Origin of the sequence: Gardnerella sp. DNF01199S (assembly GCF_049244155.1) — a bacterium.
Classification (GTDB): Bacteria; Actinomycetota; Actinomycetes; order Actinomycetales; family Bifidobacteriaceae; genus Bifidobacterium; species Bifidobacterium piotii.
The window spans coordinates 915171-936979 of sequence record NZ_CP058380.1 but is presented as its reverse complement, the minus strand read 5'-3'; the positions used below and the strand labels follow the sequence as shown (position 1 = coordinate 936979).

Below are 21809 nucleotides of genomic sequence, written 5' to 3'. Positions count from 1 at the left end.
ACTTTACTTACGCTTTAATCGCAACTTTAATCGCAGATTTATTTGCGATTTATTATGATTAACCTGCGATTTTACTTGCGCTTCTTTTTATCTCGTACTTTTACGGAGATTTGAATAGGAGTTCCCTCGAATCCAAATTCTTCTCTAAGAGAACGCTCAATAAAGCGACGGTAGCCGTGCTCTAAGAATCCAGTTGCAAATATTACAAAACGCGGAGGGCGCGTAGAAGCTTGCGTTGCAAACAAGATTCGCGCTTGCTTTCCACCTCGCAAAGGATGTGGATGAGCAGACTGAATACGGCCTAAGAAGGCGTTAAGCTTGCCTGTAGGAATGCGCTTATCCCAGTTTTCTAAGGCTGTTCGCATAGCGCGCGCAAGACGGTTAGTATGCCATCCTGTTTTTGCAGAAAGATTAACGCGTTCAGCCCAAGTAACGCGCTCAAACTCAGTTTTCCACAAGCGTTCCATGCGCTGCCTAGAGAATTCGTCCATCAAATCCCACTTATTAAACACAAGTACGATTGCGCGACCTGCATCCACAGCCTGGCTCATAACTTTTAGATCCTGCTCTGCAATCGGCTGAGAAGAATCAAAAAGAATCAAAGCAAGTTCCGAGCGTTCAATCGCAGCTTGCGTACGTAGTGAAGAATAGTATTCGGCGCCAGTAAGCTTGTGCTGCCTGCGCTTAATACCAGCCGTGTCAATAAACAGCCAGTCCTCGCCGTCTACGCGCACAACTTCATCAACAGGGTCTCGAGTAGTTCCAGCCAAGTCGTTTACAACAGAACGCTCTTCGTGAGCTAAATGGTTCAAAAGCGAAGACTTGCCAACGTTTGGACGTCCAACTAAAGCAACTCTGCGAAGACCTTGCGGAGTTAAGAATCCAGAAGTCTTATTCGCTTTCTTTAAAGATGCAAGAGCTGCGTCAAGCAAATCTCCCACGCCTCTTCCGTGCATTGCAGAAATTCCGTAAGGCTCGCCCATTCCAAGCTTCCAAAACTCTGCAGTCAAATACTCGCTTCTAGCGTCGTCAACCTTGTTAACTGCCAAAGTAATAGGCTTACCAGCAGCGCGAAGCATTGAAACAATACGCTCGTCGGTAGCTGTTAAACCAACTTGACCGTCTACTAGGAAAATCACAGCATCGCTTAAACGCACTGCTACTTGCGCTTGCTGAGCAATCGAAGAATCAATACCTTCAACATCTGCTTCCCAGCCGCCAGTGTCAACAAGCTTAAAGTTGGTTCCAGCCCACTCAGCATCGTAGCTTACGCGATCTCTAGTAACGCCTGGAGTATCTTCTACAACAGCAACTCTGTGACCCAAAATACGGTTTACAAGCGTTGATTTTCCAACGTTTGGTCGGCCTATAACGGCAATTACTCCAACAGCTTTAGCGTCTTTCGACTCATCTTCGCCTGCTAAATCTCCGCTAAGAAGCGCACGGTCTTCATCGTCAAGATCGTAGCCTTCAAGATTTGCAGCATAACGGTCGTACTCATCCTGCTCAATTGCATCGTCAACCATCTCTACAAGAGCGTCAAGAGTCTGCTCAAAAGTCAAATCAGAATTATCTAAAGTTGTAACACCGTCTGCTGCTTTAAGAAAATGCGTAACTTTAGCATCTTTAGCGTCGCGAGCGCGAATATCGTCTTCTTCTAAAGATTCATTATTCTTAGATTCATTATTTTGCGAATTTTCTTGCGCAATATCTTGCTTGTTTCTTCGAGCTTGGCGCACTTCTTCGCGCGCAGTAAGAAGCACTCGAACTTGCGCATTAGGAGCCACAACAGTAGTAATATCGCGGCCTTCTGCAACAATTCCTTCTCCGCCAGAGAAAGAATCCTCAGCAGACTCTGAAGCAATATATGCGCGTTGAGCAGCAATAAGCATGCGTCGAACTGCAGGAATCGAAGAAACAGTAGACACGTGCGAAGAAACTTCGCTGGAACGCAATTCTTCGCTAATATCTTCACTATCAATTACGACTACAGGATTTTTTGGATCAACGCTAAATTCAGCATGATCTTCCGTAAACAATGCTCCAACAGCTTCAACAATTTGATTAAAGCGTTCTGCATCTGCAGAATTTGTTGGATTTCCTTCTTCATCCAACTCAAGCTGCTTGCTTAAATCAATTCCTTGCTTTAAGCACCACCATGCGGCAGCTCTATACATTGCACCCGTATCTAAATACGCAAAACCGTAGTATTGTGCTAAAGCGCGAGAAGTAGAAGACTTACCGACTCCTGCTGGTCCATCAATTGCTACACAAATCACAGGCCAACCTCCTTAGAAAGCGAGCGCACTTCTACTTGCGAAAGCACGCGGTAAGACCCAGCTTTTAAGTCACCCAACTTAATAGGGCCGATTTGCGTACGAACAAGACGTTTTACAGGAAAGCCAACAGCTCCAAAAATCCTACGCACAATTCGATTCTTACCAGAATGCAAAACAACTTTTACGATTGTTGCATCGTGATTCTGATCGATTATTGCGCATCTGTCTAGCTTAATCCAGCCGTCTTCCAGATTTACGCCTTGCGAAACTAGCCTGCGGCAAACCATTCCGTTGATTTTGCCTTCAACAGTTGCAATATACGTTTTTTCAACTTCGTACTTTGGGTGCATAACATGCTGGCTTAACTCGCCATCGTTGGTCATTAAAATAAGACCTTCCGAATCGTAGTCCAAGCGACCCATGTGGAAAATTCGCTCGTATTTGTCTCCAACAATATCTCTTAAAGTAAAGCGACCTTTTGGATCATCCATTGCGCTCAAAACTCGCTTTGGCTTATTAAGCGCAAGCGTTACAAGCTTGTGATTGAACTTTACTCTGGATCCGTCTACGCAAATTTTTTGCTTACTTGGATCTACTCGAGTTCCGAGTGTTGTTACAAGCTCATCATCCACTTCAACACGCCCATCGAGAATAATCTCCTCACATTTGCGTCTTGAACCAAATCCCGCTTCAGCAAGTAGCTTTTGCAGTCGAACGGCATTTTTGTCATTTGAATGCGCCTGATTGGCGCGGGAATATGCGTTTGGCATCGTTCTCCCAACGTGACCTATTGTATTAATTTAATCTTATTGATGTTTTATTTATGGCCATTTTTGCGTATTTTTTAATGATTTTTAATCATTTTTTAATACTCACAGCAAATTGCCACGTTTTTCTATACTAGCGTATGGCATAGCCGTGATACTATAGCAAACGTTTGGTTGTGTTGCGAATAACAAAACAACATAAAAACAACACAACACGTACACATTAACGTAAGGAATTGTTATGAACAACACTTTGCAAAATAAATGTTCAAATGATGAGCAAAAAACATCTGCTCCTGCACCTCTTATTTTTAGGATTTTTGCTGAATTTATTGCAAGCGTTTTTGCAATATTTACTATTTACACGTTCTCTTCTGTTGTAACAGCAATGTACGGCGTGAACGTTCTTTTAATTGCTGCAGGAACAGGCTTAGCTTACGCAGCAGCAATCAGTATAGCAGCTAAGGTTTCTGGAGGCCACGTTAATCCAGCAGTAACAATCGCTTCTATGCTTACTGGAAGAACCTCTTATATCTCTGGAATTTTATACATTATTGCGCAAGTTCTTGGCGCACTCGTTGCTGCTTCAATAACTGTTTTTATTCTTCCTCAAACTAAAATGGTTCCAGAAAAAACATGGTTTGCTCCTGTTGTAAACGGTTTTGAAAGCGCTTCTATCTCTGCAAATCAGCTAAAAAGCGTTAATGCTTCTTTTGGCGTTATCTCCGCATTAATAGTTGAGATTATTGCAGTTCTTATTATTGTTGCAACAGCAATGACGTATACGCGCGAAGATGGTAGTGCTAAATGCACTTATGCAGCACACATGGGTATTGCATACTCGGTTGGAGCTTTTATTACATACCAAATTACTGGATCGGGTCTTAATCCTGCTCGCTCTACAGGTATTGCCATTCTTGCACAGTCTAAGAAATTAGCTACTGCACCATTAAGCCAACTTTGGGTATTTTGGATTGCTCCTGTTTTTGCAGCAGCTCTTGTTGGATTCGTTATGCTTATTAGCAAGCTTGTTCGTTCTTCTTCAAAAGACTCAAACAGTGTTAAAGAATCCAATAATGCTGGCGATTTAAGCTCGGATGATTCTTCCAAAAACACTTCAGCATCTAACGAAGAATCAGAAAATAGCGAGAATAAAGAAGTTAACCCATTCTATAACTAAGACAAATAGTTAAAACAAAATAGGTTACATAAAAACAAAAATAGAAAAATACGTTATTAGCAAACCAAGTCCTAGTGCAATGCTTATAAAAGAGTCAAAAGCAATGGATCTAACTTTCCAAGGGCTTCGTTGAGAGAAAATTAAGCGTATTATTCCAAGAATGATGGCTGTTGCAGAAATAATAACTGTAGCAGCCATTATTTTTCCTATGAAAGCTAATACAGCGCACACGCATACTATTATTGCCACAATCCATTGCGCATACGGCTTTCCCTCTTTTACTTCCGAAACGTAGATATGATTGTTTGAGTTGTTGGACACGTTGTTATTCACGCTGCTGTTCACATTATTCATTAATTCATCTTTATGCTCAAATTTTAATTCGTTATCTTGGTTCTTCTGGCTAATTGTCATACTTGTATAATACATAAAAAGCCTTGGAAAGTATATTAAATAAAATCCAAGGCTTTTTACGTTAATATGATTGATCGAGTTAATCTAACTGACTAATCAGCTATTTACATAAAGACTAATTTGCAAATAGCGATTGATTTTTAGTGGAAGAAGTGCCTTGTTCCAGTAGTGTACATTGTTACGCCAGCCGCGCGCGCAGCTTCAAACACTTCCTCATCTCTAATAGATCCTCCAGGTTGAACAATTGCGCTTACACCTGCTTCTATTAAGATTTGCGGACCATCAGCAAACGGGAAGAATGCGTCGGATGCTGCAACAGAGCCTTTAGCACGTTCAACGCCATCTGCCAAAGTATTAGCTCTTTCAACTGCAAGATGGCAAGAATCCACGCGATTAACTTGACCCATTCCTATTCCAACAGTTGCTAAATCATGCGCAAGCAAAATGGCATTAGATTTTACGCATCTAAGAGAACGCCACGCAAACTCTAAGTCTTTTAAGGTTTTTTCGTCTGCTGGATTTCCAGAAACAAGAGTCCAATTTTGTGGATTATCTCCAAAATCATCAATCTTATCTGCGCTTTGCACCAACGCGCCTCCGTCAATAGGATGCACTTGCAAACCTAAAACAGGAGGATTTGCAACCTTTAGTATTCGCAAATTCTTCTTCTTAGTGCGCAATAATTCCAAAGCCTCAGGCTCGTAGTCTGTAGCAATAATCACTTCTGTAAAAATTGGACGCACACTTTGTGCCATTTCTAGCGTAACAGTTGAATTGCAAGCAATCACTCCGCCGTATGCGCTTACAGGATCGCAAGCGTGAGCCTTCGCGTGAGCTTCGGCTGCTGTTGCGCCTATTGCTAAGCCGCACGGATTATTGTGTTTGCAAACAGCAACGGTAATTTGTGGAGCAAAATCCCAAACCGCACGCCACGCTGCGTCCGCATCAACATAATTGTTATAACTCATTGGCTTTCCGCCAAGAAGCTCAGCTTGAGCTAAACCGCCATTATGCAACGGATCAAGATAAAGCCCAGCATATTGATGTGGGTTTTCTCCATACCTAAGATTACGTTCAAGAGTCCATGTTCTTGTGTAGTCGCGTGGAAGTAACGAATCTTTGCTTGTTTTATCAAGCGAATCATCATTGTTATCCGTGTTTTCCATCATGCTTTGCGGCATTGGCCAAGCGTTATTAGTCCATTGGCATATTGCAGCATCGTAAGCGGCTGTATGCTCGAATGCTTTATGCGCTAAGTATTCACGCTCTTGCAAGCTAAAACCTTTGCCAGAAGCAATTCGATTAGCAAGCAATTTGTAATCTGCAGGATCTGTAATAACAGCTACAGACTTATGATTCTTAGCAGCTGCTCGAATCATTGAAGGTCCACCAATATCGATTTTTTCAATAATGGCGTCGTTTTTAGCACCGCTCATAACTGTGTTCACAAAAGGATACAAATTTACAACTACAGCATCAAATGGCTCAATATTCAAATCTTTAAGCTGCTTTACGTGATCCGAATTGGTCATATCTGCTAGGATTCCAGCGTGAATATGTGGATCGAGTGTTTTAACTCTACCATCTAAACTTTCTGGGAATCCTGTTACATCCGACACTTGCGTAACGCTTACACCCAATTCTTGAAGCTTTGAAGCAGTTGAACCAGTTGAAACAACTTGAGTTCCACACTTTCTAAAAGCATCTGCCAGCGTTTCTAGTCCTTCTTTGCAAAATACTGAAACCAGTACTCGCTTTATTGACCTTTTACCTGTGGTTATCAGCACATCTGCATTTTGTTCTTGCTCATGTATCTGTTGCACCGGTCTTCCTCCTTGTGTTGGATGAGGATTTATTTTTTATTAGCTTTTGAGCTGACTGTTCTAGTTGACTCAAGATTACTAGTTTCAGTTTTGCTCTCAAGCAAAGGTTGATTTTCGGATAAAATTTTATTGCTTAAAAGTCGAATACCAACTATTATTGCGCAAACAAAAAGAATAATAAGCCAAGAAAAGCCAAAACCATATATTGTTAAATGCCCTAAGGAACGAAGACTTCTACTTACATTAACTCCAACATGTGCTAATCTAAATCTTCCCAAACTACCATTTGCAAATAGAAGCAATACACTCATAACAAGTATTATTGCCATGCAAGACGCTACTAGAACTATTGCAGATTGAACAAATGCAAAAGCTGTTTTCTTCCAGTCTACTTTATTGTTATCAAATATGATTCTAAGGTTGCACAACTTTGAGTACAAAATTATAAACAATGCCAAAATAGCGCACAAAACAAACAATATACTAACCGAAGCTGTTCTATAGAATGAATCTTTTATAGCATCTGGGAATATTGCAAAAAGTGGAATAGGTGGTAACGATTTTTTGCTAACAGAAAAAATACTAAAGCTTGCAATATCTCCAATGTTGAATCCTGCTCCAGAAATCCAAGATAATGCCCATAGTGCAATATTCGGCAACCACACTAAACAGGCAATAGATGTTAAAATCCTAGAACCGATTTGCATCCCTAGCTTAGAAAATGCAATCTCAACGTTGCTTGAACCAACTACACACCAAAAGATGATTGTTAAAAGTGCAACAATTGCGTAAATTGCCAAAACACTTATAGAGCAATAAAAACAGATTTTTGCGCATTTAATTGTTCGCTCAGAAAAATGCTTTGCCAACTTTTGTTTTATTTGTGCAAACGTAGAAGAATATGGAAAAACGGCAATCATCATAGCCAAAATATACACACAAACACTTTTTAGCAATATTATTGGCGAAGAATCCAACAACTCAATATTAGTATTTTGGGATATTACATAATTTGCAAAAACCCAAACAAATAATCCTATTGAATTGGCTAATTGACCGCCTTTTAGCTTTCTCATTGCAATTGCAAGAGATGAAACTAAAAGAATTGTTAATCCAAGAGGAATAATCGTAAGAACAAAATCGTCAAAACCAAGACCAACACCTTGTGCAAAAAGAAGTACGGCCCATGTTAAAGACATTGATGAATCAGAAAGATTACCAGTTCCTTCTTCAATCGAAATTACTAAAAGCGTTAAAGACATAAACAATCCAACAATAAGAGCAAAAACAAAAATAGCTATTGCTGGAATAGCTAAACCCTTCAAAACGCTAATAAGAGAAGATTTTAGTTTTTTCAAAATTGTTTCTCCCCTACGTTCTTAAAGTTTAGACTTGGATTATTTTGGATTATCTATGTATTTAACGCTTTTCCTAAAACTATTATTTGCTGTGTTTAAGCTGGCATTTTCATTAAGCTAGAGCACTTATAGGATTGCAGGTCGCTCATTCCGTTAATGCCCGTTAGCTCCATTACAAAGCAGAATCCAGCAACAACACCTTCGGATCTTTCAACAAGCCTTGCAGCAGCTTTTGCGGTTCCTCCTGTTGCAATCAAATCATCAACAATAAGAACACGCTGGCCAGGTTTAATCGAGTCTTTTTCAATCTCGATTTTAGCTTCTCCATATTCAAGAGAATACGATTCGCTAATAACTTCTGGCGGCAACTTCCCTGCTTTTCTTACGGCAACAAAACCCTTATTTAAGCGTGCAGCTAATACTGGGCCAAATAAGAATCCACGAGCTTCAAGACCTGCAACTAAATCAAAAGAATCTTTAGAAACTGGCAAAGAATCAACAAGTGACTCAATAAGAATGTTCATACCACGAGCATCTGCAAATACTGGTAGAAAATCGCGAAAAACAATCTTTGGATTAGGGAATCCTGGAATTGTGCGAACAAGAGATGCTAAATAATTAGCATCTTCACTACTAACATTCTTTAGAGGCTTTACCGTAATATCAGTTGTTGTCATAATCCTAGCGTTCTATTCTAGTTTTCTTTATTTTCATTAGATTCGCTAGATTCTTGAACCTCGTTAGATTCATTGGATTCTTGCGATTCGTTATCTTCTGCGCTATCCGCATTATTATTAGCGCCTTCTGCACTATCTTCTTTATCGTAGCTATTAAAATCTACGCGAACGTAAACCCTGTTAACAGCACGGAAAGATACGCGAAGCAGACTACCTTCTGAATCTAAAACAATTTCTTCGTGATCTGCATCAACGCTAACAACTTTACCAATAATTCCGCCAATGGTTATAACCTCAACACCAGGCTTTAAGGAATCATGGAAAGAACGCAATTCAGTTTGGCGCTTTTTCATGTTACGAGATTGGAACCACATGATACCAACCATGGCAATTACAAGAACAATAAGCATGCCATACTGTTGAAAGAATTGGGGCACAATAAACTCCTTAAGTTATCCAACCCTAAGACGGCAAAACACCGTCCAAATCAACTATTTTATGTTATCTATCTGACATTATCGGGTGCTTTAAGACCTAAATGTTGCCAAGCTTTTTCGGTTGCAACTCTGCCTTTAGGTGTTCTAACAAGAAAGCCTTCTCGAACCAAATATGGTTCACAAACTGTTTCCACAGTTTCCGACTCTTCTCCAACCATTGCAGCCAAGTTATTAAGCCCTACAGGACCACCATTAAATTGAACCACAATAGCTTTTAGAACAGCAATATCTAAACGATCAAGGCCTTGAGTATCTATTTGATACAAAGATAAAGCCTCGATTACAGACTCGCGATTTACTTCTTTAAGATTATGGACTACTGCCCAATCTCTAACACGCCTCAAAAGTCTGTTTGCAATTCTAGGAGTTCCTCTAGAGCGCAAAGCAAGCTCTTTTGCCGCTTGGTCTGCAAGATTTACGTCTAAAAGTGCGGAAGAGCGCTCAATAAGCTTCTCTAGCTCTTCGTGAGGATAAAAATCCAAGTGAGCAGTAAAACCAAAACGCGCTCTAAGAGGAGAAGGAAGCATGCCTTCCCTAGTAGTTGCGCCAACAACCGTAAAATGAGGCAAAGTAAGCGGTATAGAAGACGCTCCAGGTCCTTTTCCAACCATAACGTCTACTCGAAAATCTTCCATAGCGATATAAAGCAACTCTTCTGCAGCGCGAGGAAGTCGATGAATCTCATCAATAAACAACACTTCACCTGTATCTAGAGAGCTTAAAATCGATGCTAAATCCCCAGCATGTTGAATAGCAGGGCCAGAAGTAACTCGAATAGAAACACCTAATTCGTTAGCAACAATCATTGCCAACGTTGTTTTTCCAAGACCAGGAGGACCCGCAAGAAGCATATGATCTGGAGGAACATTACGCAATCTTGCAGCATCCAAAAAAAGTTGCAACTGCGCTTTTAATAAAGGCTGACCAATAAAACCATCCAGAACATGAGGACGTAACTCCTCATCACTAATTTGCTCGTTTTCTATAGGGCTAGAAGATACTATTCTTAATGAATCTTCTGATACGCCAGTATTAACAGATTGAACGCTGTTTATCTTCTCGCTGTTGATTTTCTCGCCAAAACTCATAATCCTCACCTGCCTCTATCCAGCGAAGACAAAGCCATGCGCAAAACTGTTGGCATATCTTCATCTCTAATTGGCAAAGAAATATGCTCTTGTTTACAAACGCTTTCCACTGCTTTTTGAGCATCAAACTGCTTCCAGCCTAAAGACATCAATCCAACAACAACTTTTTGCATAGAAGAATCAATAAAATCGCTTATATTCTTGTTTACATTTTTATCCGCGCTATCTTGTTCTAATAAAGACACGTCAATAGAGCCTTTAAGCTCGAGGATAATTTTTTGTGCACCCTTTTTTCCCAGCCCAGGAGCGGAAGAAAGCGCGGAAACATCTGAATCCGCAATAGCCTTAATCAAACGATCTACGCTTAATGTTGAAAGCAAAGAAAGAGCTACTTTAGGACCCACTCCACTAACTTTTTGTTGAATTTGAAGAAAAATACGCTTTGCAGCTATACTTGTAAAACCATAAAGCGTAATAGCATCTTGACTAACTTGCAAAGACGTATAAACTCTAACTTCTTGACCTTCTCGCAAAGATGACAAATCTGACGAAGGCATATATACCTCGTAGCCAACGCCACAAACACAGACAAGCGCACAACGCGAATCGATAGATTCCACTACGCCATTAAGCATACCGATCATCAGCGCTCACCTTTCAAAATAAATCCCTACAGCCTATAGAACATCTGTTCTATAAACATCCTACATACCTCGCCCGACAGAACTTGATCCGCGCGCCGCACGCAAAGACTCGGCCCACTTTCTTTGAGCATCCGTTAAATGCTGCTCTCGCTCTCCGCCTTGCAACGCGCCTGCAGGTCTAAGAGCATGGCAAATAGCTTGAGCTAAAGCATCGGCAGCATCTGCAGGAGTTGGCAATATATTAAGATTCAAAAGACGCGCAACCATGCGCTCTACTTGCTCTTTGCCAGCACTACCACTGCCTGCAACAGCAAGTTTAACCTCCGTAGGAGTGTGCAAAGCAACAGGAATACCCCTTTGAGCTGCAACAAGCATAGCGATTCCTGCAACTTGAGCAGTTCCAAGCACCGTATTTCGATTTTCTTGAGCAAACACGCGCTCAATCGAAACAACATCTGGCGAAAACCTCTCGATTTTCTCCACAAGACCATTGTAAATTTCTAGCAATCTTAAATCTTGAGAAGTTTTTGGATTGCTTCTTAAAACATCGACGTGAATAAAAGAAAGCCGACGAGAAACGCCGGCTTCAATCACGCCGACCCCGCAGCGAGTAAGCCCGGGGTCAACGCCCAAAATCATCATTGGAAACTATTCTGCTTCCTCAAGCTGAGCCATAACTTCATCCGAAGCAGTCCAGTTGCTATAAATATTTTGAACATCGTCCAAATCATCAAGATTGTCAATCAAGCGAGACACCTTTTGAGCATCTTCAAAGCTCAACTCAACCTCGTTGTTTGGATGCATAACGATTTCTGCAGAATCGTAGTCAAAACCAGCATCTTGCAAAGCCTTACGAACAGTTACCAAATCGCTAGAATCCGTGTATACGGAATACACATCTCCATCGTCTGCAACGTCTTCAGCGCCTGCTTCTGCAGCAATATCAAAGAGCTTGCTATAGTCAACGCCTTCGCTAGGAACTTCAATCAAGCCCTTGCGCTCAAAGTTAAAGCTCACAGAACCACTTGTAGCCAAAGAGCCATTGCCCTTTGTAAGAGTGGAACGAACATCTGCTGCAGCGCGATTACGATTATCTGTAAGGCACTCAATAATCAAGCCAACGCCTGCAGGAGCATAGCCTTCGTAAACAATCTCTTCGTAGTTTGCGCCGCCTGCTTCTTCTCCAGAGCCACGCTTAACAGCACGCTTAATGTTGTCTGCTGGCATAGAAGCTTTCTTAGCTTTAACGATTGCATCGTACAAAGTTGGGTTACCATCTGGGTCTCCACCACCAAGACGAGCTGCGATTTCAATATTCTTAATAAGCTTGGCGAAAAGCTTGCCGCGCTTTGCGTCGATAGCGGCCTTCTTGTGCTTTGTGGTCGCCCACTTGGAATGACCTGACATGATACTCCTAAAAAGTGTACGGTTACGTAAACGTGATGATTTTAATGCGCTTTAGCGACAAATCACCAAATTGAATTTATTTCAGCAAATTTTTAACTTCAAAAATGCGCTGAAAAACAGTTATAGCTCCACCAATGCAAAGAATAATCATTGCCAAGCAAAGCCACAATAACCAACCCGTTAATCCGCTTAATCCCATTGAAACTAGAATTATGGCAACTCTATCGGCGCGAGTAATCAATCCTTTTTTAGCGTCTACTCCAACGGACTCGCCTCTTGCTCTCGCATATGATGTTACAAAAGCAAACATCATAGATACTAGCGAGCACACTAATCCGCAATATCTCAAAAAATTATTCACGTAAAATGGCAAATATAAGCAAATGTTTAGATTATTTGCTCGATATAAACAAATGCAAACACACGCAAAAAGCGACCAATCTGCAATTCTATCTAGAGTTGAATCTAAAAATGCGCCAAATTTAGTGCCACCATTCTTGTTTGTTAAAGCAGCAACAGAGCCATCCAAAGCGTCTGCAAGAACAAAAATCGTAAGCAAAATAGTGCCAATAAAAAGCTGGCCGCTTATAGAAATAAAAACAGAAGTTGCAACAAGTGCAATGGTGCCAAAAATCGTAACACTGTTAGCGCTACATCCAAATTTAACAAGAAGCTTTGCGATTGGCAAAATAACACGTTTGAATCCACTTCTTAAAGATTCCAACATATTAAGCCTTTCTTTGATTCAAGCACAGTATTCAAACACAGCGCTCAAACACGAGTATTCAAACACAAATCACTTCTAAACTCATCACCGTGTTAACAAAAACGCCGCTTAAAACTAAGCGGCGCTAATTCTAGCTCCCTCACCTGGATTCGAACCAAGACAAAGGGTTCCAAAGACCCGTGTGCTGCCATTACACCATGAGGGAACGGCGGAAAAAACCGCCAAGTCACTATTATGCCACAACAATCAAAATCGTCAAGCTTGGCGTGGCGAAATAGGATTTATGCAAATTTATGCAAACAAAAACCCTTTTCCGTGATGTTCTGGGTACGTGTCAAACAGCTTTGCAACAGACCCATCTTCAAACACAGCCTTAATAGCACTTGCCAAAAGTGGAGCAATTGAAAGGACCGTCAGCCCATCCCAACGCTTTTCTTGTGGGATTGGAACAGTATCTGTTAACACAACTTCTCTAGCGCCACAATTCTTCAAACGCTCAACTGCAGGACCAGAAAGAACGCCGTGCGTTGCAACAACAGTTACAGACTTTGCTCCAGCGTCTTTAAGAACATTGCAAGCACCTGCGATTGTTCCAGCAGTATCGATTAAATCGTCTACCATAACGCAATCGCGACCAGCAACATCACCAACTACACGATTTGCAACAGCTTGATTTGGACGCGTAATATCTCTAGTCTTATGAACAAAAGCCAATGAGCCTCCGCCCAATCTTTGCGCCCACTGTTCTGCAACACGAATTCGCCCTGCATCTGGCGAAACAACGGTAACATTGCCTAAATCTTCGCTAAAGCGATCCCTTACATAGTCCACCAAAACTGGCATAGCAATTAAGTGGTCTACAGGACCGTCAAAGAATCCTTGCGATTGCGCAGCATGCAAATCAACGCTCATAATGCGATCTGCGCCTGCAGTTTTAAGTAAATCAAACATCAAACGGCAAGAAATAGGCTCACGACCGCGATGCTTTTTATCTTGTCTAGAATATCCAAGCAACGGGCACACAGCGGTAATAGAACGAGCAGATGCGCGCTTTAATGCATCAATCATAATCAACTGTTCCATAATGGACTTATTAACAGGGTCACTATGACTTTGCAACACAAACACGTCTGTTCCTCGCACAGACTGAGTGTAACGAACATACATCTCGCCATTAGCAAAATCGTATGCTGTTGTTTCCAATACATCTATACCAAGCTGATTCGCAACATCTTTAGCAAGCTTAGGATGCGCGCGACCAGTTACGAGAACAAGGTTTTTATCTGGCTTTCCTTCAAGGACGATGCTCACCATATCTCCAAACGCTAGTTCGCTAACAGTCCACAAAAATCGGACTGAGTTCAATACTATCTATTTGCGCAGACTATAACCATTAAGCCGTTTCATACATAACAAATGCTTGCAAACAGTTGCAAATCCTTACAAAAAACATTACAAATCATTACAAATCGCGTATGTATAAACCGTGTTTAACTATGTATTGAACAACGCCGTCTGGAACCAAATACCAAACTGGCTCCCCATGCTCTGCACGCTTGCGAACGTCTGTTGAAGAAATTGCCAATGCTGGAATCTCCAATATGTCAACAGGAAAACGATGACTATGGCAATTAACCATGTCGTCACACGAATCGTAAGACGCGGAACGAGCTTCAATTTGTGTAAACTTTTCTGGACTTGCATAGCCTGGACGCGTTACAGCAACAAATCTAGCTAAACTCCATAATTCTCTAGCATTTTTCCATTGCATAATCTCTGCAATAGCGTCTGCTCCAGTAATAAAGAAAAGCTCCGCGTCTGGGTGTTGTGCGCGAATATCGCGAAGCGTATCGATTGTGTAAGTAACACCAGGCCTATCAATATCTACTCTAGAAACTGTAAATTTTGGGTTTGAAGCCGTTGCGATTACAGTCATCAAATATCTGTCTTCTGCATTTGTGACTTTTTTGTCTAGCTTAAAAACAGGCTTTCCAGTAGGAACAAAAATAACTTCGTCTAAATCATAAACCCACGCAACTTCGGAAGCTGCTACCAAGTGGCCATTGTGAATCGGATCAAAAGTGCCACCCATAATCCCTATTCTTGGGTGTTGATGAACATTTCCTCTTGCAGAATGCTTAAGCCTAGAAGAATTTGCCGAAACTGGCACGCTAGCTTGACTTTGGTCAAAAGAACCTTGGAACAAATCCGACATTCTGCGTTCTGTAGATGAATCACTCATTTAATTCATCCTAGATGCATTGCGTACATTGCGCGCGTTATTTGCATTAGACGCATCTGCAGCATCATCTGCTTTCGCTTCATCAATTACGCTGGAAGCAACATTTGCTTTGTCTGGATTAATGTTCCCCATTTCTTCATTCCACTCATCTTGAACAACGCGCTTAATTTCTTCAAACGTTGGAAGAGCAAAATCGGGTTGGAAAACGCCTCGAATGTTTGCAACGCACTCCGTAATCTCTACAAGAACTTCACTCATATTGTCTACAAGGCTAGCGCGCTCAAGCTTACTAAATTCAGCTATATTGCTTTCCATTTTTTGCAAATTCTTATTAACTTCATCTATTATTTCGCTGTTTTCTGGCGTAACAACATCTCGATTATCTCTATCTGGCCAACCCATTAAAACAGCGTCAGCATATTCAAGAGAAGACCTTTGACTTGCAGACGCAATCCCATCTTCTATTTGAACTAAAAACACGTAACGAACAATAGACAATCTTTCTGCTGCAACATCTAAAGCATCAAGCACATTAGAAGCACTTACACCATTAGATAGGCTTATAGATAGTCTTAAATCCTCGTTTGATTGATTTTTAGCAATTTTAGACGATTGTGATTGTGATGTATCAGGCATATTCTTAACCTTACTCTTAAGCCCTTATTTGTCCTTGACCGTAGCCAATCCACTTTGTAGTTGTCATCTCTACTAAGCCCATTGGCCCTCTTGCATGCAGCTTTTGAGTGGAAATTCCAAGCTCGGCTCCAAAACCAAATTCGCCGCCGTCTGTAAACCTTGTTGAAGCATTTACCATAACAACCGCACTGTCTATTGACGAAACAAACTCGTTAATCGTTAAGTAGTCTTGCGCAATAATCGTTTCCGTGTGACCCGTTGAATATTTTGAAATATGATTAATGGCATCTTTAACACCATCTACAACTTTTACTCCGATTTGCAAAGACAAGTATTCTGTAGACCAATCTTCATTATTTGCATGCTCTAATTTAATACCACTTATATTTGCGGATGATAAGATATTGTATGATTCTTCATCAGCATGAATTAAAACATTACGATTCGCTAATTCACTTGCAACTTTTGGAAGAAAATCTTTAGCAATGCTTCGATCTACAAGTAATTTTTCTGCAGCATTACAAACTCCGACTCGTTGAGTTTTTGCGTTTATAATAATCGGAATTGCTTGACTAAAGTTTGCTGTTTTATCTACATAAATGTGAACGTTTCCAGCGCCAGTTTCTATGACTGGAACTGTTGATTCTTTAACAACTGCCGCGATTAGATTTGCGCTTCCTCTAGGAACAAGAACATCAATATGACCATGTGCGTGCATCATTGATGTTGCACCGCTTCTACCTAAATCATCAACAGATTCTATAAGATTTTCACTTACACCAAAATCTTTTAAGACTTGCTTTAACACGCTAACAGTTGCACGATTTGTGCATTCGGCTGCGCTTCCGCCTCTTAAAATTACAGCGTTTGAAGATTTTACGCACAAAGATGCAACGTCAACAGTTACATTTGGTCTAGCTTCGTAAATCATTCCCATTACACCAATTGGCACTCTTACTTGAGAAAGTCTAATACCATTTTCCAGCGTGTACCCTCTAACAATTTGGCCAACAGGATCTTGTAATTGCGCTATTTTTCTAACACTTTGAGCTGATTTAACTATTCTTTCTTTGTTAAACACAAGTCTGTCTAGTTTTCCAGCGTCCATACCATTTTTTTGGCTTTTTCTAAATCTTGCTTATTTGCTTTTTCAATAAAGTCTGCATTATTTTCAAGAGAATCAGCAATAGCGATTAAAAGCTTGTTCTTAAAAGTGGCATTAGCTTTAGCAAATTCTCTTTGAGCAATTCGCGCATCATCTGCTCTAGAAAAAACAATAGAATCTGCAGAGTCCCCATGCTCTTTAGAACTATTGACTTGCTCACTATTATGCGTTTCGTCAAACTTTGTATTGAGATTAATCATATTGAACATATTAGCAATAGCAGTGCTTAGGCTCCAATGCTTCGGGTATTATGTATAACAATTGACACAGATGGAGGAATCATGGCAGAAAACACTACGAATACAGTTATGTTTCATAGCACTAGGTCTAACTCTAAAACCTATACGTCGAAGCAAGCTATTCGTAGGGGCATAGCCGAAGACGGTGGCCTGTTTGTTACGGATTGCCTTGGTGAAACTCGCTACAATATTTCTAATCTTGTTGGAAAATCTTATAAGCAAATCGCTAAAGATGTTCTTCAAATCCTCCTTCCAGATTTTACTTCTAGCGAGCTTGATGAGTGCGTTGAAAATGCTTATGGAGACCAATGGGAAGATTGCGAGATTACTCCATTAAAGCAGCTTGGCACTAACAATGATTTTGTTTTAGAGCTTTTCCACGGTCCTACTTGCGCTTTTAAAGATGTTGCTTTGCAAATTTTGCCACAATTTATTCGTTGCTCAAAAAATGCTTCTGACTCTAGCCAAAACGTTATGATTCTTACAGCTACTTCGGGAGATACAGGCAAAGCTGCGCTAGCTGGTTTTGCAAATGTTGAAGGCACTTCTATGGTTACTTTTTACCCAGAAGGCAAAGTAAGTAAAGTTCAAGAATTGCAAATGACAACTCAAAGCGGAAGCAACGTAAAAGTTTGCGCTGTTAGAGGTAATTTTGACGACACTCAAAGCAGCGTTAAGCAAATTTTTACTAACGACTCAATCAATGAATCGATTAAGAATAACAATAATGCTTTGCTTTCTTCTGCTAATTCGATTAATATAGGCAGACTTATTCCTCAAGTTGTTTACTACTTCTACGCTTATTCTAAGCTTGTTGAACGCGGATCTATAAAGCTTGGAGACGAAGTGGAATTTTGCGTTCCAAGTGGCAATTTTGGCAATATTCTTGCTGGATATTATGCAAAAATGCTTGGTCTTCCTGTAAAGCACTTGATTGTGGCAAGCAATAGCAATAATGTTTTGTTTGACTTTTTGGTTAGCGGAACATATAACAAGATTCGACCTTTCCATCAAACAGTTGCGCCTTCTATGGATATTCTTGTTTCTTCTAATTTGGAACGCATGCTTTATTACATGTGCAATAAAGATACGCGACTTTTGCAAATGCTTATGAATGATTTGCAACAATGGGGAGCTTTTGAAGTACCAGAAGACGTGCTTTCTAAAATTCGAGAACTTTTTGGATGCGGATGGGCAAACGAGGATCAAATTCGCGATTCCATAAAAGAATGCTGGAATAAGCATAATTATGTTATTGACCCACATACTGCTTGTGGATACTTTGTTATGAGCCATATTCCTCATGATTCTAGTGTTCCTCGCGTTCTTTTAAGCACTGCAAGCCCGTATAAGTTTCCTAGAGTTGTTTGCGAATCTTTAGGCTTAAATGTTGAAGGATTAGATGATTTTGCTTGCATGGATTTGCTAGAAAGCAAAACTTCTACAAACGCTCCTAAAATGCTTAGCGAACTTAAGAATAAAACAGCTAGATTCAACGATGTTATTAACGTTGAAGATATGCCAGATTACGTTCTTAAGTGCGCTAACGAAATCTGCTAAGTCCTAATAGTTTAAGACTTAAACAGAGCATAATATACTTCGTTTAACATGTTTAGATCGTGGCCTTTTCTAGCTCCTGCAGAGAAGAATCTTCGCCTTCTAACATCTGGTTCTAGATTTTTTGTTCGCTGTGCTACCTTTTTACCCAAATCCCATGCGCTTTGTTCAAAAACACCGTTTTCTCTAGCATCTTGCAAAGATGAGGTTATTATTGCAGAAGGAACTCCCTTTTTTTGCAACTCCATGCGAGTTGCACGTTCTCCTAATGTTCTACTTGAGCATGAGCGTATAACAGATTGAGCATATTGTTCATCGTCAATCAAGTGCAAATCTTCTAAACGAATTATTACAGATTCAACAATATTCTCTCTGTAGCCCTTATCTATAAGCCTATTTTTTAAGTCGTTTGAAGATCTTGCAGCATAATCTAACATTCTTAAAGCACACTCTTTGCAACTATCAAAGTCGCATGCTTTTTTAGAGTCTACTTTTTTAACAGCTTTATTATTAAAAGAGTTATACTTTTGCAATCTATAAGACGAATGGCATGAGTTTTCTTCGCAATCACCTATTTCAACACTATTCTCTGAATAATGTGAATTAACAGCTTCTAAACTACAATCATCTTCTGCACACACATTCTTGTTCTTAACATCATTTTTGTTAAAAACAGAAGCATCTACGGGCTTATGATTGCGAAGAAAACTCTCAACACTAATCATCTATCAGTCTTCTCATCTATCACTATTTATTCTTGGAATCTTTACTAGAAGCATCTGACTTATTTTCTGCATTAGAATTCGACTTTGCTTTTTCGCTATCGTCTTCATCTTCTACTTCAACAAATTGATCTTCTGGCTTCATTAGCCCAAAAGCAACTTTTACTTTATCGCTAATTTCTTCCGTAATAGCAGGATTATCTTTAAGGAATTGACGCACATTTTCTCTACCTTGACCAAGCTGTTCACCCTCATACGTAAACCAAGAACCAGACTTTTTAATAACGTCACACTGTACAGCCATATCAATTACAGAGCCTTCAGTAGATATTCCCTCTCCATAAAGAACATCAAATTCAGCTGTTTTGAAAGGAGGAGCCATTTTATTCTTAACAATCTTTACTTTAGTTCGATTGCCAACAGCTTCTTCTCCGTTTTTAATAGTAGAAACACGCCTAATATCCATTCGAACAGACGAATAGAATTTAAGAGCTTTACCACCTGTAGTTGTTTCTGGATTACCAAAGAACACACCGATTTTTTCTCTAAGCTGATTAATAAAGATTGCGGTTGTTCCAGCTTGAGACAAAGCTCCTGTCATCTTTCTTAAAGCCTGACTCATTAAGCGAGCTTGCAAACCAACATGACTATCTCCCATATCTCCGTCAATTTCGGCTTTTGGAACAAGCGCTGCTACAGAATCAACAACTATAACATCTAAAGCACCAGATCGAATAAGCATATCTGCAATCTCTAAAGCTTGCTCGCCATTATCTGGCTGAGAAACAATAAGAGAATCTGTATCTACACCTAATTTACGCGCATAAACTGGATCTAACGCATGCTCAGCATCAATAAACGCTGCAACTCCGCCATTCTTTTGAGCATTAGCAACAATGTGCAAAGCTAACGTTGTTTTACCAGAAGATTCTGGACCATAAACCTCTACAATACGCCCACGAGGAACACCACCAATTCCCAAAGCCATGTCTAGAGCTAAAGAACCAGTAGGAATAACCTCAACATCTTGCAGTGGCTTATCTCCTAATCGCATTGCAGAACCCTTGCCATATTGTTTTTCAACATTTGCAAGAGCCATCTCTAGCGCTGCTTTTCTACGTGGATCTGCCTTGTCGGCATCAATAAGACGATCCACAGCACCCTTTTTTGTTTGTTGTGCCATATTATTACTCCTTTCGCATGCCGATGTATTGATGACCATACTCAATACATGATGCCCGTGCAAGCGTTTTAGAGCAATGTGGTTAAAGGCTATCTTCCAATAACCAATAGGCACTTACACGCTGCAAGAAGACCAACAATTAAATATTATACACCACAAACGAACATTTGTTCGATATGCGTGTTGGCTTGAAATTCCAACAAAAACGCATACACGCAATCAAATTAAAAAATAAAATAACCCCTATTTTGCAGGAAGCGGCGGAGCATTATGATCTTTGCCCCACCTTTTATTATCTGGAATATTCATATGATCGCATAAAACATTCCAAACAATTCTAGGCTCCACGCCAGCATCAATCGCCTCGCGCGCGCTCATACCATCAAGCTTTTGCAACTCTTGATCTTTAGCAATACTCCTACCAAATTCTCTACCAAAAACTTCTTCAAGAAGTTCCCAAAATTCACGTTCGCGCATAAAAAATCCAATCTTCAAAAATAAGAGCATAGAAAATCCTAATTAGCGTACTAACAACACCAATACGAACGTCTTTTCTATCTCCAGAAATATTTAGTTGAGCGCAAAGCGTAAAACCGTGGTCAACTGAATAAGTAGAACATCTACTTAATGAAAGATTGCTTATTTTGCCACATTCACAATCAAAAACACGATCTTTAATATTGTTAATTTTTAGCGAAACTAAATCAAAATCGAGCGAAGAACAGCGCTTTGAAGCAACATTTGGAATAAAAATTCCAACGTAAGCCAATCCTTGTGGCTTTAAGCCATCGGGTCCAGGACCTGCAACGCCAGTAGTAGACAATCCAATAACAGGAAAATCTGCGCTATCAACATCTTTACTAGAATCCATGCAATCGTATTGCCACTTTGCGCCGCTATACAATCTTGCGCAACCAAACGCCATTTGCTTTGCAACACTAGGCTCTACAGCACCGCAAGTTTTAAGCAAATCGCAATCCACGCCAAGAATCTTAGATTTTTCGCGAATATCGTAAGTAACAGCCGATCCAAGAAAAACCTTTGAAGCGCCAGGAATGTTTACAAATGAATCCGCAAGAAGTCCTCCTGTTAAAGATTCTGCACAAGAAATATGCAAAGAATTATTCACACAAAAATCGAGAATCTTACTTGCGAAAACATCCGTAGAAGAATCCGTAGAAGTACTTGCCAAATCGTCACACAT

Annotated in this window: 21 protein-coding genes, 1 tRNA gene and 1 pseudogene; 2 read left to right on the top strand and 21 right to left on the bottom strand. The window is 40.3% G+C overall.

What is annotated here, in order from left to right; genetic code table 11:
* Window positions 1-71 precede the first annotated feature (71 nt).
* Window positions 72-2279: a bifunctional cytidylate kinase/GTPase Der gene (gene der, locus HXT45_RS03690; RefSeq protein WP_018639245.1), complete on the bottom strand. Its 2208-nt coding sequence runs from the start codon at window positions 2277-2279 to the stop codon at window positions 72-74.
* Window positions 2276-3049, bottom strand: coding sequence for a pseudouridine synthase (locus HXT45_RS03685; RefSeq protein WP_421781283.1), 774 nt, complete (start codon window positions 3047-3049; stop codon window positions 2276-2278). The genes der and HXT45_RS03685 overlap by 4 nt, the downstream gene beginning before the upstream one ends.
* Before the next feature lie 238 nt (window positions 3050-3287).
* On the opposite strand from HXT45_RS03685, the gene HXT45_RS03680 reads away from it, so the two are divergent.
* Window positions 3288-4226 (top strand): MIP/aquaporin family protein, encoded by a 939-nt coding sequence (locus HXT45_RS03680; protein ID WP_018639242.1) that lies wholly within the window; start codon window positions 3288-3290, stop codon window positions 4224-4226.
* 24 nt (window positions 4227-4250) lie between these two features.
* Here the strand turns inward: HXT45_RS03680 and HXT45_RS03675 are convergent, their stop codons facing one another.
* The 15 genes and pseudogenes from HXT45_RS03675 to HXT45_RS03605 all read right to left on the bottom strand — a co-directional run bounded on the left by HXT45_RS03675 (window position 4251) and on the right by HXT45_RS03605 (window position 17113).
* Window positions 4251-4580 carry a DUF3017 domain-containing protein gene (locus tag HXT45_RS03675; protein WP_373271614.1) on the bottom strand — a complete coding sequence of 110 codons (330 nt, stop codon included), beginning with the start codon at window positions 4578-4580 and terminating at the stop codon, window positions 4251-4253.
* A gap of 200 nt (window positions 4581-4780) precedes the next feature.
* A complete protein-coding gene (purH, locus tag HXT45_RS03670; protein WP_032819170.1) occupies window positions 4781-6421 on the bottom strand; it encodes a bifunctional phosphoribosylaminoimidazolecarboxamide formyltransferase/IMP cyclohydrolase in 1641 nt (546 codons plus the stop codon).
* 71 nt (window positions 6422-6492) lie between these two features.
* Window positions 6493-7821 carry a DUF6350 family protein gene (locus HXT45_RS03665; protein WP_060785988.1) on the bottom strand — a complete coding sequence of 443 codons (1329 nt, stop codon included), beginning with the start codon at window positions 7819-7821 and terminating at the stop codon, window positions 6493-6495.
* Between the two features lie 95 nt (window positions 7822-7916).
* A complete protein-coding gene (locus HXT45_RS03660; RefSeq protein ID WP_004130797.1) occupies window positions 7917-8498 on the bottom strand; it encodes an adenine phosphoribosyltransferase in 582 nt (193 codons plus the stop codon).
* Between the two features lie 17 nt (window positions 8499-8515).
* Complete coding sequence (gene yajC / locus HXT45_RS03655) at window positions 8516-8935, bottom strand: preprotein translocase subunit YajC (RefSeq protein WP_060785989.1); 420 nt, start codon at window positions 8933-8935, stop codon at window positions 8516-8518.
* A gap of 68 nt (window positions 8936-9003) precedes the next feature.
* Window positions 9004-10083, bottom strand: coding sequence for a Holliday junction branch migration DNA helicase RuvB (ruvB, locus tag HXT45_RS03650; RefSeq protein ID WP_060785990.1), 1080 nt, complete (start codon window positions 10081-10083; stop codon window positions 9004-9006).
* Window positions 10084-10088: 5 nt separating this feature from the next.
* Complete coding sequence (ruvA, locus tag HXT45_RS03645) at window positions 10089-10727, bottom strand: Holliday junction branch migration protein RuvA (protein ID WP_060785991.1); 639 nt, start codon at window positions 10725-10727, stop codon at window positions 10089-10091.
* Between the two features lie 60 nt (window positions 10728-10787).
* The gene (gene ruvC / locus HXT45_RS03640) at window positions 10788-11369 is read right to left on the bottom strand and encodes a crossover junction endodeoxyribonuclease RuvC (RefSeq protein WP_004130785.1); all 582 of its coding nucleotides are present in this window, start codon (window positions 11367-11369) and stop codon (window positions 10788-10790) included.
* A gap of 6 nt (window positions 11370-11375) precedes the next feature.
* Entirely contained in the window at window positions 11376-12134 is a 759-nt protein-coding gene (locus HXT45_RS03635; protein ID WP_004113651.1) for a YebC/PmpR family DNA-binding transcriptional regulator, read from the bottom strand.
* A gap of 76 nt (window positions 12135-12210) precedes the next feature.
* Complete coding sequence (locus tag HXT45_RS03630; protein WP_004133174.1) at window positions 12211-12861, bottom strand: CDP-alcohol phosphatidyltransferase family protein; 651 nt, start codon at window positions 12859-12861, stop codon at window positions 12211-12213.
* A 134-nt stretch (window positions 12862-12995) separates the two neighbouring features.
* Window positions 12996-13066, bottom strand: a tRNA-Gln gene (locus tag HXT45_RS03625).
* A gap of 86 nt (window positions 13067-13152) precedes the next feature.
* Window positions 13153-14175, bottom strand: coding sequence for a ribose-phosphate diphosphokinase (locus HXT45_RS03620; protein WP_421781280.1), 1023 nt, complete (start codon window positions 14173-14175; stop codon window positions 13153-13155).
* A gap of 148 nt (window positions 14176-14323) precedes the next feature.
* A complete protein-coding gene (nadD, locus tag HXT45_RS03615) occupies window positions 14324-15103 on the bottom strand; it encodes a nicotinate-nucleotide adenylyltransferase (protein WP_004130778.1) in 780 nt (259 codons plus the stop codon).
* A complete protein-coding gene (locus tag HXT45_RS03610; protein ID WP_248901168.1) occupies window positions 15104-15739 on the bottom strand; it encodes a phosphoribosylglycinamide synthetase in 636 nt (211 codons plus the stop codon).
* A gap of 16 nt (window positions 15740-15755) precedes the next feature.
* Window positions 15756-17113, bottom strand: a pseudogene (locus tag HXT45_RS03605) (glutamate-5-semialdehyde dehydrogenase).
* A gap of 72 nt (window positions 17114-17185) precedes the next feature.
* Here HXT45_RS03605 and thrC point away from each other — a divergent pair.
* A complete protein-coding gene (gene thrC, locus HXT45_RS03600) occupies window positions 17186-18703 on the top strand; it encodes a threonine synthase (protein ID WP_128814095.1) in 1518 nt (505 codons plus the stop codon).
* A gap of 11 nt (window positions 18704-18714) precedes the next feature.
* On the opposite strand, the gene HXT45_RS03595 is transcribed toward thrC, so the two are convergent.
* The 4 genes from HXT45_RS03595 to HXT45_RS03580 all read right to left on the bottom strand — a co-directional run bounded on the left by HXT45_RS03595 (window position 18715) and on the right by HXT45_RS03580 (window position 21809).
* On the bottom strand, window positions 18715-19425 hold the full coding sequence (locus HXT45_RS03595) for a regulatory protein RecX (protein WP_128814094.1): 711 nt from the start codon (window positions 19423-19425) through the stop codon (window positions 18715-18717).
* 22 nt (window positions 19426-19447) lie between these two features.
* On the bottom strand, window positions 19448-20605 hold the full coding sequence (gene recA, locus HXT45_RS03590) for a recombinase RecA (RefSeq protein WP_128814093.1): 1158 nt from the start codon (window positions 20603-20605) through the stop codon (window positions 19448-19450).
* Window positions 20606-20848: 243 nt separating this feature from the next.
* Window positions 20849-21082 carry a DUF3046 domain-containing protein gene (locus tag HXT45_RS03585; RefSeq protein WP_004130765.1) on the bottom strand — a complete coding sequence of 78 codons (234 nt, stop codon included), beginning with the start codon at window positions 21080-21082 and terminating at the stop codon, window positions 20849-20851.
* The gene (locus HXT45_RS03580; protein WP_421781277.1) at window positions 21069-21809 is read right to left on the bottom strand and encodes a CinA family protein; all 741 of its coding nucleotides are present in this window, start codon (window positions 21807-21809) and stop codon (window positions 21069-21071) included. The genes HXT45_RS03585 and HXT45_RS03580 overlap by 14 nt, the downstream gene beginning before the upstream one ends.

Excerpts from the sequence above, each read along its gene's own strand:
- HXT45_RS03685 (WP_421781283.1), bottom strand. The coding sequence starts at position 3,049 with ATGCCAAACGCATATTCCCGCGCCAATCAGGCGCATTCAAATGACAAA.
- HXT45_RS03680 (WP_018639242.1), top strand. The coding sequence starts at position 3,288 with ATGAACAACACTTTGCAAAATAAATGTTCAAATGATGAGCAAAAAACA.
- HXT45_RS03675 (WP_373271614.1), bottom strand. The coding sequence starts at position 4,580 with ATGAATAATGTGAACAGCAGCGTGAATAACAACGTGTCCAACAACTCA.
- HXT45_RS03660 (WP_004130797.1), bottom strand. The coding sequence starts at position 8,498 with ATGACAACAACTGATATTACGGTAAAGCCTCTAAAGAATGTTAGTAGT.
- ruvB (WP_060785990.1), bottom strand. The coding sequence starts at position 10,083 with ATGAGTTTTGGCGAGAAAATCAACAGCGAGAAGATAAACAGCGTTCAA.
- ruvA (WP_060785991.1), bottom strand. The coding sequence starts at position 10,727 with ATGATCGGTATGCTTAATGGCGTAGTGGAATCTATCGATTCGCGTTGT.
- ruvC (WP_004130785.1), bottom strand. The coding sequence starts at position 11,369 with ATGATGATTTTGGGCGTTGACCCCGGGCTTACTCGCTGCGGGGTCGGC.
- HXT45_RS03635 (WP_004113651.1), bottom strand. The coding sequence starts at position 12,134 with ATGTCAGGTCATTCCAAGTGGGCGACCACAAAGCACAAGAAGGCCGCT.
- HXT45_RS03630 (WP_004133174.1), bottom strand. The coding sequence starts at position 12,861 with ATGTTGGAATCTTTAAGAAGTGGATTCAAACGTGTTATTTTGCCAATC.
- HXT45_RS03620 (WP_421781280.1), bottom strand. The coding sequence starts at position 14,175 with ATGGTGAGCATCGTCCTTGAAGGAAAGCCAGATAAAAACCTTGTTCTC.
- nadD (WP_004130778.1), bottom strand. The coding sequence starts at position 15,103 with ATGAGTGATTCATCTACAGAACGCAGAATGTCGGATTTGTTCCAAGGT.
- HXT45_RS03610 (WP_248901168.1), bottom strand. The coding sequence starts at position 15,739 with ATGCCTGATACATCACAATCACAATCGTCTAAAATTGCTAAAAATCAA.
- thrC (WP_128814095.1), top strand. The coding sequence starts at position 17,186 with ATGGCAGAAAACACTACGAATACAGTTATGTTTCATAGCACTAGGTCT.
- HXT45_RS03595 (WP_128814094.1), bottom strand. The coding sequence starts at position 19,425 with ATGATTAGTGTTGAGAGTTTTCTTCGCAATCATAAGCCCGTAGATGCT.
- recA (WP_128814093.1), bottom strand. The coding sequence starts at position 20,605 with ATGGCACAACAAACAAAAAAGGGTGCTGTGGATCGTCTTATTGATGCC.
- HXT45_RS03585 (WP_004130765.1), bottom strand. The coding sequence starts at position 21,082 with ATGCGCGAACGTGAATTTTGGGAACTTCTTGAAGAAGTTTTTGGTAGA.
- HXT45_RS03580 (WP_421781277.1), bottom strand. The coding sequence starts at position 21,809 with ATGTGTGACGATTTGGCAAGTACTTCTACGGATTCTTCTACGGATGTT.